At 55.9% G+C, this 13,598-nt stretch carries 11 protein-coding genes; 4 read left to right on the top strand and 7 right to left on the bottom strand.

The annotated features are described in order from the left end of the window. The 7 genes from VMW13_02515 to VMW13_02485 all read right to left on the bottom strand — a co-directional run. Positions 1–3,640: PKD domain-containing protein (locus VMW13_02515; protein ID HUV43683.1), on the bottom strand; the 3,640-nt coding region annotated here is incomplete at its 3' end. Between the two features lie 39 nt (positions 3,641–3,679). Beyond that, positions 3,680–3,982: a hypothetical protein gene (locus tag VMW13_02510; protein ID HUV43682.1), complete on the bottom strand. Its 303-nt coding sequence runs from the start codon at positions 3,980–3,982 to the stop codon at positions 3,680–3,682. Between the two features lie 48 nt (positions 3,983–4,030). Next, positions 4,031–4,537, bottom strand: a complete 507-nt coding sequence (locus VMW13_02505) for a tail fiber protein (protein ID HUV43681.1) — start codon at positions 4,535–4,537, stop codon at positions 4,031–4,033. 18 nt (positions 4,538–4,555) lie between these two features. Further along, positions 4,556–5,071, bottom strand: coding sequence for a tail fiber protein (locus VMW13_02500; GenBank protein ID HUV43680.1), 516 nt, complete (start codon positions 5,069–5,071; stop codon positions 4,556–4,558). 30 nt (positions 5,072–5,101) lie between these two features. Continuing rightward, a complete protein-coding gene (locus VMW13_02495; GenBank protein ID HUV43679.1) occupies positions 5,102–5,617 on the bottom strand; it encodes a tail fiber protein in 516 nt (171 codons plus the stop codon). A 50-nt stretch (positions 5,618–5,667) separates the two neighbouring features. After that, the gene (locus tag VMW13_02490; protein HUV43678.1) at positions 5,668–6,132 is read right to left on the bottom strand and encodes a twin-arginine translocation signal domain-containing protein; all 465 of its coding nucleotides are present in this window, start codon (positions 6,130–6,132) and stop codon (positions 5,668–5,670) included. After that, positions 6,129–6,770, bottom strand: coding sequence for a GNAT family N-acetyltransferase (locus VMW13_02485; protein ID HUV43677.1), 642 nt, complete (start codon positions 6,768–6,770; stop codon positions 6,129–6,131). The genes VMW13_02490 and VMW13_02485 overlap by 4 nt, the downstream gene beginning before the upstream one ends. Before the next feature lie 575 nt (positions 6,771–7,345). On the opposite strand from VMW13_02485, the gene VMW13_02480 reads away from it, so the two are divergent. The 4 genes from VMW13_02480 (at position 7,346) to VMW13_02465 (ending at position 13,008) form a co-directional block, all read left to right on the top strand. Beyond that, the gene (locus VMW13_02480; protein ID HUV43676.1) at positions 7,346–7,909 is read left to right on the top strand and encodes an AAA family ATPase; all 564 of its coding nucleotides are present in this window, start codon (positions 7,346–7,348) and stop codon (positions 7,907–7,909) included. A gap of 234 nt (positions 7,910–8,143) precedes the next feature. Further along, on the top strand, positions 8,144–8,569 hold the full coding sequence (locus tag VMW13_02475) for a hypothetical protein (protein HUV43675.1): 426 nt from the start codon (positions 8,144–8,146) through the stop codon (positions 8,567–8,569). Between the two features lie 429 nt (positions 8,570–8,998). After that, positions 8,999–11,275 carry an arylsulfatase gene (locus VMW13_02470; protein HUV43674.1) on the top strand — a complete coding sequence of 759 codons (2,277 nt, stop codon included), beginning with the start codon at positions 8,999–9,001 and terminating at the stop codon, positions 11,273–11,275. A gap of 653 nt (positions 11,276–11,928) precedes the next feature. After that, complete coding sequence (locus VMW13_02465; protein ID HUV43673.1) at positions 11,929–13,008, top strand: nitronate monooxygenase; 1,080 nt, start codon at positions 11,929–11,931, stop codon at positions 13,006–13,008. The last annotated feature ends 590 nt before the right edge of the window (positions 13,009–13,598 follow it).

Genomic DNA, 13,598 nt, shown 5'->3' with positions numbered 1-13,598 from the left:
TTATGTCACGAGCGTCATTGGTGGCAACGCTCGGCGGAACAGCAGGCAGGACAAGGTTCATCTCCACACCATAGACAGTGCCCGCACCAACGGCCTTGGCTCTGAAGTAGTAGGTCGTGCCTGGTTCGAGACCAGTGAGGTCGAAGTCCAAGTCTCCCGTAGAGCTCATTGACTGCGGAGTAGTCTCATTGGGATAGGGTCCACCCTGTGTCTCTCCCCATTCAAAGGAGACATCCACCGAAGAAGCCGTGCCAATGTCAGCCAGGCTACCGCTTAGCCGGGCTGAATTGGTGCCAACAATGCTAGCACCGTCAGTGGTCACCGCAGGTGGGAAGCTCATTATGGTAAAGGCAGAAAAGCCGTACAATTCTGCGGTGATAATATGGTTAATGGGGTCAACCGTACAGATTAGCTCAACCCACTCACCAGCGTCCGCATCCCATACAGCGATGACCAGGTCTATCTCATCCACTCCTTCCGGTACAGCGGCAGGGTCATAGTGGAAGATAAGCGTCGCTGGCGGGGGATCCGGGTGCTCGAAGGTAGCACCGTCCGGACCGAGATCGTAGGCCAAACCAATAACGTTGGCGCCTTCTGGTGGGTCCGGTGGGTCCGCCATCTCAGCTATGGTTATCTCGGAAAGCGGTTCACCTTCTGCAGTAAGACCGGTGGTACCTTCATTAACAGTGAACTCGACTTTGCCGTCATCGGATTCTATGCTGTAGGTTTCGGTGAACACGCCGTTCTCGTCTATGGGTAGCTCCGGAGGAGGAGGTGGTAGTGGCACGTAGGCAGTAGTGGCTTGGTCCTCGCCGGTCGCGCCGCTATCGGTACCATCGTTGGGAGTAACCACGCACTTCCAAGTCTCTCCCTCTGCCGTGCTAGCGGCAGGGACGGCATCAGTAGTGAGGCCCGGCTGCAGGACGTCATCCTTATACCAGGCGTACGAGTAGGTGATGTCGTCATCATCGGGGTCGGTGCTCGCAGTAGTGATGGAGCAGAGGAGGTCATCACCAGTTACTGGCGCATCAGGGGTGACATCGACCACTGGGGCGGTCGGTGGACTATTAGAGATGGTGATAGTACCCTCGACAGGGCCACCGGTATCAGTGCCGTCAAACGGGGTGCAGATGATCTTGATCTGATCATCCTTGACGCAGTTGGAGCTATCTAGGGTGTCAGTGGTAGCACCAGGGATATCCTGCCAGGAGGCACCATCATACTTCTGCCACTGCCACTGATAACCCTCAGGGTCACCATCGGGGTCAGACCAGCCTGACAAAGTTGCAGTCAGGTCATCATCAGTGTAGGCCGGGTCTGGAGCTATGGCGACACTATCAACCGAGGGTGGGGTATTGTCGATAGTGACCTCATCCTCACCGGTGGCCCCATAGTTAGTGCCGTCATAAGGCGTAACTACGCACCTCCAGGTCTCATCCTTGGTCGTATTGACGGCAGGCACAGTGATCTCGCCGTCAAAGTCTGGCTGGTGAACAGCGTTCATGTACCAGGCGTACGAGTAGGTGATGTCGTCATCATCGGGGTCGGTGCTCGCAGTAGTGATGGAGCAGAGGAGGTCATCACCAGTTACTGGCGCATCAGGGGTGACATCGACCACTGGGGCGGTCGGTGGCCCAAGATCGTTGACGGTCACCACTAGCGTAGCAATGTCGGTGCTGCCGTCATCATCAGTGACTCTCACAGCCGCAGTATGGGTCCCATCGTCGTTCCAGGCATGGGTCTGCGTTACACCGGTGTCGCCGGATGGAAAGAACGTCGTGCCGTCGTAGTCCCAATCCCATTCATAGCTCACGATGAGATCCGGGCTCGAGGTAGAGCCGCTGGCATCGTAGCTGCCGGTCTGGCCCTCAACCAAAGTCTCATCGCCAGTAAGTGCCGCCGTCAGCCCAAGATCGTTGACGGTCACCACTAACGTAGCGATGTCGGTGCTGCCGTCACCATCAGTGACTCTCACAGCCACGGTGTATGTCCCATCGTCATCCCAAGCATGGGTCTGCATTACACCCGTGTCGCCGGATGGATTGAACGTCGTGCCGTCGTAGTCCCAATCCCATTCATAGCTCACGATGGCATCCAGGCTCCAGGTAGAACCGCTGGCATCGTAGTTGCCGGTCTCGCCCTCACCCAAAGTCTCATCACCGGTGAGTGCCGCCGTCGGCCCAAGCCCAATTGCCTGGCCGAATATCTCGTTCTCGCCGAGCACCTGGCCATCCTGGTCGTCCTGACCGCCCCAGACGACGTAGTAGCTGTTGAGCGGACTGCTGGCATAGGCCAGGCCGGTGCTCTCGTTTGCGTCATAGGAGGCGTTGCCCTCCGGCCCCAGGTCGGAGATGCGGAAATCGTCCGGCACCTGTTCGATGCCGGCGGCAGAGATTCGCTGGCCAAAGACCTCGTTCTCACCAGCGGCCTGTGCCGCCTGCCAGACTACGACGTACTCTTCCTCAAGGCTGTTGTAGACCACTTCCGGCTCGTTGGCGGGGTCGGTGGCCGTGCCGTTCTGGCCTATGTCGATGTGACCGCCGCTCAAGACGCCGCTGACGCCGTCAATAAACTGCCCGAAGATATCCATCTCATTGTCGGTATTGATATCGCCGGACCAGACGACGAGGTATTCGTTGAGGTCCGGGTTATGGACGACATCTGAGACGGCCGAGTCCGGGCCGCCATGCGAGGTCGTGCTGATCTGGAAGTCGTTGGTCCCGAGCTGTGCCCCAGCACTTGACAGCCGCTGGCCGAATATCTCCCGGTCACCGTCCCGGTCATCGTCACCCAGGGTTGCGTTATCGGCCCCCCAGGTGACCAGGTACTCGTTGTTGGTGCTGTTCCAGGCCACGGCCGGCGATTCGGCGTCGTACTGCGTATTCGCGCCGTTCGCCCCTCCTACTTGACTGATCTGGACATCATCAACGAGTACCAAGCTGCCGTCAGCGTTGACGATCTGCCCGATGATCTCGAACTCACCGTTGATGATGCCGTTGTCACCGACGTCGTCACAACGCCAGACGACCAGGTACTGGTTGTCGGTGGCGTTGTAAGCCAGGTCAAGGGGGTAGCCGAACGTCGCCCCGACATCCGCCGAGGTGTCGCCGGGCGCTCCGCAGTCGCTGATCTGGAAAGTAGCTCCAGACAGTGTGCCCGTGGCCGATACCCGCTGGCCGTAGACCTCGGACTCCGTGCCCGCCGCATTCGGCTGACCGACGAAGATCACCAGGTACTCATTGTCGCTGGAGTTGTAGGCCACCGCCGGAGCAAAGGCATCCCGGGCTTGGTGGGCATCCCCGGGCGCTGCCGCAATCAGGAAGTCGTTGCTCCCGATCTCGGCTCCGGTCCCGGCGTCAACGCGCTGGCCATAGATCCTCGTCTGCTCGACGGCGGAGTCGTTCTCGGTCCCTTCCCAGACCACCAGGTACTCACTATCGTTGCTGTTAAAGGCCACCGCCGGGTTGTCGGCGACGTGAATACCGGCCGTCCCCAGGCCGCCCATGTCGCTGAGACGCTGGCCGTTGGCGCCGGTGACCGCGGTGGCTGCCGGAGCGGTCGTCATCACCAGGGCGACGGCCACGGCCACCGCAGTGCCGATTCTAAGGACTCTGTTTCTGGTTCGGCTTGCTCTCTTCACGATAGACTCCCCTCACAGGACTACACAGGATGCCTGGTTCTAATTAAACACTGCCTCGTAGCGCATTCCTTGATTATCCGGGCCGATCGGGACCAGGAAGAGGTCCAGGGCCCCCATCTCGGCGTGCTCGATGCGATAGATGGCCTGCGGCAGCACCGGCTCGGCCGGTCCGCGCAAGAGAATAGAGAATGACCGCCGCGCAGCCGCTTCCCCTTCTCTGGAATCCGGACCCACCTCGGAGACCTCTATCAACTCGGATTCAAGAGGCTCGGAAGACTCCTTATGAATCCGAAACGTCTGATTCAGATGGAGCCGGAAATCGGCGCCTGTCAGTTTCTCCATAATGACCATATTCCGCCGCGTTTTCACCGCATCACTTCGTGGGCCCACCTAGTTCTGGGACGGGAACACGCCCTGCAATGCAATGCAGAAATTGAGCACGAGAAAGGGCTGCATGTTCTCGTGTCCTTGTCCGTTTCCTGTGCCTGATATGGAACCGGGTTTCATCTCTTTGTCCGGGCTGGCGGGGGTATAGGGATTCAGCGCTGAAGCCGCCAGGTAGTTCCCCCCGGGAGATTCGCGGTTGGGAACGAGATTGGAGGCGCTGAGCTGGTGCGTGTGTGCCGGCACGTCGGTTGTGTTCAGGGCCTGCGTCTCCCCGCCTCCCTTGGTCCCCTCCCAGGTAACACCATGGTCGCCGGGATGGACCGGCACGCGACCGCGGAGATCGGGCAAGGCAAAGGTGGTACGTCCGTCCCCGCCATAGGTGGTTCCCAGCAGAAAGAAGAGGGCCTGGTTCTGGTTGATGGGCAGTATCTGACCATCGCAGGAGGCCCATCCTCGCGGCGGGAAGTTGAAGCCGAAAATCGTGATTTCACCCAAGAACGGTATACTCATCGGTCGTCTCCTTGTGCATCAGTTCCGGGACGGGAAAATGCCCATCAGGGCAATGACGAAGTTCAGCCCCAGCCAGGGCTGCATGTTGTTGTGCGGCTGGCTGCTGCCCACCGGCTTGAGCATATTGGCATCCATTGTGGTGTTCGACGAATCGCGGTACTGGTCGCCCAGCTCATTGACGCCCCAGCTATTGTCCTCAGGGGTCTCATGATCGTTTTCGGCGCTCGCCCCCATTGCCTTGTGGTTGTGGCTGGGTATCTGGCCCTGGGTCAGAGTCACATTCTCTACACCTGCGTGCTGGCCCAGGCTGCGCGAAGTGAGCCCCGGTCCTGTGCCGGGGTGCATCGGCGCGCGGCCCTGCAGATTGGGCAAGCCAAAGGTAGTGCGTCCGTCACCGCCGTAGATGATGCCGACCAGGGAGAAGAGGGCGGTGTTCTGGGAAATGGGCAGCAGCTGACCGTCGCATAAGGCCCAACCCCGCGGTGGGAAGTTTAAGCCGACTATCTTGATTTCGGCGATAAAAGGTTCGCTCATTGGTTTTCTCCTTAGTCGTCTCCTCGTGCATTAGTTCTGGGACGGGTAAATGCCCATCAGGGCAATGATGAAGTTGACACAGAGGAAGGGCATCACGTTCGTGTGCTGCTGGCCGCCGCCCGCACTGGAAACGGCGCCGGCGTTCATTTCCTGGGTGGGCTCCTCGGCCGTGTAGTAGCTGCCACCGGTTGCCCCGGCAGGGACTGCGCCGGCGGGATCACTGCCGGATCCCGGGATGTTTGTCGCCTGAGGCGTGTGCGTATGGACGGGCAGCTGGCCCACGGTGACCGTGACGTTCTCAGCACCAGCCTTATCGCCCCATCTCCTCTGCGTCAATCCGGGACCGGTGCCGGCATGAACGGGGAGTCGCCCGCGCAGGTCCGGCAGGCCGAACGTGGTCCGGCCATCGCCCCCGTAGGTTGTTCCCAGCAGGGAAAACAGGGCGTCGTTCTGAGAAATTGTCAGCAGTTGCCCATCGCAGAGGGCGTATCCCCTGGGGGCGAAGTTGCCGGCAAACATCCTTATCTCTCCAATAAACGGCTCCATAGTGGTCTATCCTCCGCTGTAATGACTAAACGCCAATAATTGAGCAATCGTCATACTCGATTGAAGACCGCCTCGTACTTCAGGGCGTCCCTGTCCGGATAGACGGGGACAATGAACAGGTGGAACTCGCCAATTGCCTCGTTCTGGACCAGGTAAGTGCCCTGCTGGAGTGGGGAAGCACGTGGCCCCTTGAACAGCAGGGAGAAGCACTCGGCAGTCGGGTCGATGTTCGTAGACCCGGCATCGGCTGCTTCGACCAGCTCGAGATCAACGACATCGAAGGCGTCCTTACGGAACCCAAAAGCCTCGCCCAGGAGCCTGCCGAAGGTGAGTTTCTGGAGACGACCTGACACATCGGCTGGCTTGGGGTCTTTGACCATCCCGGACAGTCCAAATCCAGAGGTTATGCCCAGCACGCCAATCCCGGCAATACCCCCCGCGTACTTCAGAAACTTCCGGCGTGACAGGCCGGCCGAACTCCTCTCACGCTCAGGCGTATCATATGATCCGGTCATGTTAGTTCCCTCCCTTCGCTGATCCGCGGCGGGTGCCACTCCATCGCGATATAGATATCTCGTTTGTCAGTGACAAGGCAGCCCAGCCGCCTGTACCACCGCTGGGCTGCGAGATTGGATTCCCATACGTAGAACCGAATGGGTTTTCTCTCCAGCTCGGCCTGGTCCATCAGGTCCCGCATCAGCGCGGTCCCGGTGCCAAGGTTGCGGTGTTCAGGCCGCAGGGTAATGTCAAGCAGTCGAATCTCCTCGTCATTCGTGTCGACGTAGACCCGGCCGATTGGACGGTCATCGAGCAGCAAGACCTCGTGCACGGCCCGGGGGAAGAACCTCGCGTAGTGGGCTGTCTGGGCAGTGAACTGCATTCTCAGAAAGGCATCCTTCTGGGCTGCATCCCAGTCCACCAAGGCCATTTCATCAGCGCGTGTACTGGCGTACAGGGAAAACAGGAACTCCGCATCGGCTTCGACAACGGGCCGAAGAGTTACGGCGAAGGCACGCGCTTTCGGTTCAAGGTCGATTCGCATCACTATCTCCACGGCCGTCGCGACAACACGTCTGCGCGGCCCGGTGGTTGTTCGCCAGGCTGCTCCGCGGTACGGACCTCGCTTCACTTGACGATTCTGGTGCCCTTGCATCTTCCACCACCCAGCTCCTTCAGGGGGATCCTGCCGCTGTACTGAGGTCGGGTAGGCGTATGTTCTAGCTGTACACGGATACGCGCACTATAGTCCACAACACTGCCCTTGTCAATTCAGGCTTGAGTGTCCAGCCCCCTGCCCGTGCAGCCACTATGGCATGGCTTGGAGGTCATTCTCTTCAGCAGGAGTAGCGGCTGAGAATGGAACTCCTCTCCTGAGTGGGTTACTCAGGGTTCTGCCACCCGGACCTTGTAGAAGAGGACAGCTCCTTCTGTGCTGTTCAGCCCATACCGGATCTGTCCTCTTCTGTCAGGACTCTACACTATTCGCGTAAGAAACCGGTTAGGAACGAGTTGGAGATAAGTAGGAATCTTGCCGCTCGAAGGTAGGACACCAAATCAGACAATGGAACGATTCTCGGAACTGGCGATAAGCGGTCCTGCGGCAAGGGCCTCGTATCCAACAATGTAGCGAAATGTGTCCTTTGGCATTATACCTTTATCAGGTTTGACTGCCTCTTTTGACTTATGTATAATGATTTCTCTCCTTACTCAAGAGACTTTGATAATCGTATGAACATGAACGCAGAATATAAGCCCCCAGGCGTCCTGCTTCTTAATGGTTTCCCCGGTTCCGGTAAGACGACTGTTGCCCAACTGATTGCCACAAATTGTTCGAGAGGTGCTCACATTAATGGTGATGAGATTCACAATCTTATTGTGGCCGGCAGAGTTCATCCACCCGGAGAATCCAAGGATAAAGAAGAAGTTGAGCGTCAATTACGACTCAGGGAGAGGAACATGGCTCTTCTTGCAAACAGCTTCTTTCAAGCTGGTTTCTTTCCCGTAATCGATAATTGCATGTCGAACACAAAGCGGCTAAACAACCTTGTATCGAAGATTACAGTAAGCCCTGTTGCTATGATTGTTCTTGCTCCACCACTGGAAGTTTCCTTGAAACGTGACGGTTTACGCATTGAGAAAACAGTAGCTGAATCCTGCATCGACCTATATGAAGAGATGCTTGGGGAGTTATCCGGTATCGGGCTTTGGATAGATACCCAAGGCATGACAGCACAACAAACGGCAGAGGAAGTAATGCGACGAGCCTTCTCGGTAGGTATTATCCGTGCATAACAAATCGTGGATATGAATACAGCAGTTGCACTTTCGGGCGTTTTGTATGTTCTAGGCTGCTTTGCTTTGTGTTATGATTACACAACGATTTGTCTTCTTGATCCAGTTGGGTCATATGGAATAATGTCTGTTTTGTGGCAAAGATACACCCGGTTGGGCGTGTTCCGGTAAGAAGCTCCGAAACAGGTTAGAGAAGGCTGCCAATACGGGTAAGGCACCTACCAGGCGGACCGAATGGCAAAGACATTGCCGCCAAACATGCATTTCCAGTTGAGGCTGGTCAAACGCTTCGATGGAACTCGGATCGTCACTCACCCAAATCTGGGCCAGCCCAACGAGGGCGCCGCGAAGGACCATGTCTTGGACCTATACGACAACGAGCGGAGCGCCCTGCAGGCGGCTCGCAATTACTGCGCGCGAAGCGAGAAAAGAAAAGGGCCGCTTCCCGGGCAATTCTTGGGGGTTGTCGTTGTGAAATATGAGAGTGACCCGTCCAGATGGAAATCCATCAAGCCTGGGTCCTTCGGTTCGGGTTTCAAGCTAAGTGGGAGACCACAACGCGTGGTAGGCAAGACAATCTGGCTCTACTACGTCGATCCCCAGTCAAAGGCGTTCCACGTGGACGCCAGGACTCACCATGTAGTGGGGTCCGTCGTATAGACTGAGTGCACTCACCTTAGATCGAGACTCGGTAATCTCTGGCACGGAGGCTGCCGCGGCCACGGCGGTAATAATGCTCGTGTCGATGCCACCCGAGGAGCCTGTTGATGTTGACCGGCCATTCGCTAGTACCAGACGAATGACCACCCTTAGGACACAAAAGTTCATTTTGTGCAATCCGGGAATCGTTCCTTTGTTTGTTTCGCCATGTGGCAACTTTCTACATCTACAGTAAGACCTCGCACAGCTTGACATCCTTTCAGTCTACCCTTAGACTGTGGGCAACAATTCAGCACGGGGCGTTCGACTTGCCAGGCCGTACGGCGTGTTCTTCAGCAGTTCCCGTGACACTGGGCTGCCACTGACGATGAGGAGCATGGCTCCTCATCGTCAGTTGAAATAGGAAATCCCAGCTGAAAGGAGATGATCATGTCATCAAGCGATATCAACTTCGGTGGTGTCGTCGGTCGCACATTAAGTGAATCGGTACCTGAGTGGACAGATCCTCCTACTCCCCCGGAAGGAAGCCCCAACGTTGTCTTTATCCTTCTCGACGATACGGGTTTCGCTCACTTTGGTTGCTACGGCTCCAACATCGATACACCGAACTTTGACAGACTAGCCACCGGTGGGATCCGTTACAGTAATTTCCATACCACCGCGCTCTGCTCCCCCACCCGTGCCTGTCTCCTTACCGGTCGGAACCATCATTCAGTGGGGATGCGGGGGCTGTCGAACTGGAATACGGGATTTCCCAACTGTCGTGGACGCATCGACTCCAGCGCTGCTACCATAGCGGAAATCCTCCGCGCCAAGGGATACAGTACCTTCGCTACAGGAAAGTGGCATCTCACACCCATGGACGAAACGTCCGTAGCGGGTCCCTTCGACAACTGGCCTCTGCAGAGGGGATTTGATCGCTACTATGGATTCCTGCAGGGCGAGACCCACCAGTTCTACCCTGAGCTTTTTTGTGACAACCATCCCGTGGATCCGCCACGAAGGCCCGACGAAGGATATCATCTGACCGAAGACATCGTGGATATGTCAATACGGTTTGTTGGAGACCAAAAATCAACTGTACCGGAGAAGCCCTTTTTCTTATACATGTGTTTCGGCTCCACCCACGCACCACATCATGCGCCCAAAGAGTATATAGAGAAGTATAAGGGTCGATTTGACCGGGGCTGGGACGCGATGCGGGAGGAATACCTCCAGCGCCAGAAAGCGTCTGGCATAGTGCCTGAGAACACGGATCTGGCGCCACCCAATGAAGGGGTACGTCCCTGGGATGACCTGAGCGATGATGAAAAGCGACTCTTTGTACGCTACCAGGAGGCGTTTGCAGGGATGCTGGACCACACAGACCATCATGTGGGTCGGTTTATCGATTTCCTCGGTGATATCGGAGAACTCGATAATACCCTGATCTTTCTGCTTGCAGACAACGGCGCAAGCATGGAGGGTGGGCCGATCGGTGTGATGGACACCATGAAGGGTTTCAATCTCATCCCGGAGAGCTTCAAGGACAGCTTTGCCCGTATCGATGAAATCGGCGGACCGAAGAGCAACAACAACTACCCCATGGGGTGGGCTCAAGCAGGGAATACGCCCCTTAAGCGCTATAAGCGCTTCACCCATGGTGGTGGCATCAGGGACCCACTCATTGTCCATTGGCCCAAGGGGATCAAGGAGCAAGATAGCATCCGCAGACAGTTTCATCATGTTATCGATATCGTTCCTACCGTGTTGGACGTCCTTGGTATGGAAGCACCCGAGGTTTACCACGACATCCCCCAAAAGCCAATCGAAGGCGTGAGCATGACATACACCTTTAAGCCGGAAAATGCCGCCGAACCGAGTCACAAGCACGTCCAGTATTTCGAGATGGCCGGTAACCGGGGTCTCTACTGCGATGGCTGGAAAGCGGTAGCCTATCATGAGCCCGGCACGGACTTCGAAAGGGACGAGTGGGAGCTTTATGATCTCGAAGAGGACTTCTCGGAATGTCACAATCTCGCTCAATCGCATCCTGAAAAACTGAGAGCGATGATCGAACGGTGGTGGACCGAGGCCGGTAAGTATGGCGTTCTCCCCCTAGATGATCGGCTCAACCAGCTTTTCACAACCGCCAGAAGGCAGCACACCCCTTCTGCACGCAGGCGGTATGTCTACTATCCTCCGGTATCCCATATGACAACCGAGACCTCTCCGGTAATCGGAAACCGCTCCTGGACCCTCACGGTTGACGTTGATCGACCCGATGACAAGACCGAAGGTGTACTGGTCGCCAGAGGGACAAACACCAGCGGATTGAGCGTCTATATCAAGGATAACCGGCTGATCTTTGATTACAACCTCTTTTCCACTCACTATCGGGTGACATCCGAGGCAGGTGTGCCCGTGGGTAAATCTATCCTGGGCGTCCGCTTTGAGCGAATCGACCAGGAGGGCCGGGCTACGGTGCTCATCAACGGAGAGGATTCCGGAACCGTATCCTTCCCCAGGGTACTGCGGATCATCTCGGCGGCCGGCATGGATATCGGACGGGATGCCCTTTCCCCTGTCACAGAGGACTATGATGGGGAGTTTCCATTTACCGGCAAGATCGACAAGGTGGTCTTCGATGTGCCAAGAAGAATCCCGAGGGAATCTGAGCAGGAATACCGAGAAGCCGAAACTCAAACGGAAATGGGCCGGCAGTAGTCAGCATGGGATAGCGCTCTTGTCCAAGAACGGTTTCACCACCAAACCGCAAACAAGGATAATGCTACTGTGGAGAAGACCCCCAGTCGCAAGACGTCCTGGTGGGCGTAGCCCTATCCGTTATAGGTAACATTCTGACAACATGGGTCGTGTGATCATATGGGATTGATCGTGACCTATCATATATTTGACCGAAGTGTCTCAACAGGGGGTTACCCTTCCTATCAACTCTCAGTTTGAAGCCGTCTTGTGCATCAAGAAAGCCGTGCAGGTCAAAAGGGTCTATGAACTGCCGAGTGTCAAGGAATCCGGCGTGCCCAGGCGCAATGGAACACCAGGAAGCGCGGTACGCCGGTGGAATGGCCATTGCACAGAAAGCCATAATGTGTGCCTTGAGAATGGTTCCATTCTGTGGTAGTGATAGTCATCACCACCTGAGCCGACGTATCAGGTGCTTAAGTTTGGCTCTGTTGTCTGACCCTGGCTACGGTGTGGCCTCGGCTCAGCGAGGTTGACAATCATCTGCAATGCTTATATCATTGGCAACAGCTTACCAGCATTCACTCATCACAAGCCGAGATGATTGACCTCGAACCAAGTGACGGTTGGTCGATCAGGAGTACAGGTAATTTCATGGAAAGCGGAGGCTGCTAATGAAAACCAGGATGACAGAGCTACTTGGGATAAGGCACCCCATCATGCTAGCTGGAATGAACTGGCTTACTCAGCCAAAGATTGTCTCGGCTGTCAGCAATGCTGGCGGTTTGGGCAACCTGGCTATCTCCAGCCACACGCCAGAGAGTCTGCGAAGTGATATCAGGGCAATTAGGGATATCACTGATGGCAAGCCCTTTGCGATTAACCAAATACTCCTGTCTCCCACGGCTAAGGCGAACCTAGCAGTCGTTATAGAAGAGAAGGTTCCTGTCGTCAATTACACGTTGGGAAGACCCCCCGATATTGTCCCTCTGGTCGAAGCAGTCCACAACTACGGCGGCAAAGTCATGGCCACCGTGGCCCTGGTGAGACATGCAGCCCGAGCTGAGCAACTCGGAGTTGACATCGTCAACATTACCGGTCACGAAGCGGCGGCACATGGGGGCTTCGCTACCTCAATGGTACTGATACCCATGGTTGCCAGTACTGTCAAGGTCCCTGTCATTGCGGCCGGTGGTTTCTACGATGGTAGAGGATTGGCAGCAGCCCTAGCCCTGGGAGCTTCGGGAGTGACGATGGGTACCAGGTTTGCCGTAACCCAGGAATGTCCTCTAAGCGAACATTGGAAACAGAAGATTCTGCAGTCCACCGAGCAAGATACGGTATATATGGATGTTGGCGACCCGGCGGTCAATGCCAGGGTGTATCGGAACAAACAGGCTGAAGATGCCATGAAGAAGAGGTTCCCAGTAGTGGGGTCTATCACAGGTGCCGTTGAAACGAAGCGACTACTGGGCATTTCGTGGTGGGAACTCATTCGTAGTGGCCTGAGCTCCAGAAAGGGTGAGGGGGGAGTGAGTATGTGGCAGCAACTCCGCTATGCGGCCAGTACCGCCAGAGTAGAGAAAGTGTTATTCGACGGCGATGAATCGGCTGGTACTTTTGACATAGGTCAGGTTATCGGTGGCATAACTGATATACCTGGTTGTCAGGAGTTGGTTGAGCGGATTGTGGTTGAAGCAGAGAAGGTGCTGGAAGCAACCGGAGAAATGGCACAGAACAGGCTACCCGTCTGACCCACACCGGCTGTCTACTGTTCAACGCTTCTTGGGCAGGCTGCATTTTGCGGCAGAATACAGCCTCATCACACAATTCATCGGTTTGTTCAACCTGACCTAGCAGATGACGTTAAGTTGAGCTAAACTGACTTTTAACTCGGCGCTGTTCCACCATCCCCAAGACACCAGGGGGTGGCCGATTTGACCGAAATCCGCAGGAAGCCCTCGAATTGCTTCGAGGATACTTCCCCCCTCCCGGCAACCACATCAGCACAGATATCCCTACTTGGTCGGCCCTCCAGGCATGACACATCCCTGCTTAGATAATAAGGAGGTAGGAAATGGAGTCGCAATCAAGAATAGACAGATGGATTCAATAGATATGCCAATACCCATACCTGCAGCCAGTCACAATAACCATCCTTTCATATAACCAGAATCCACTGTCGCAAGTCCTCCTTTGCCAGTTAGAAAGAATGCAAACCATTCCGGATGAGCTACTTTGACAGTATTATATGAACACGTTAATACACAAGTATAGAATATTTCTATTCCTTGAATCAGGGGGTTGCTTCGTAGGGTATCCTTTATACTACTGCCTCATTTGA

It is taken from the genome of Dehalococcoidales bacterium, assembly GCA_035529395.1.
In the GTDB taxonomy this organism is placed as follows: Bacteria; Chloroflexota; Dehalococcoidia; order Dehalococcoidales; family Fen-1064; genus DUES01.
Note: the sequence above shows the minus strand (reverse complement) of the source record. Positions and strands in the feature narration are given on the sequence as shown.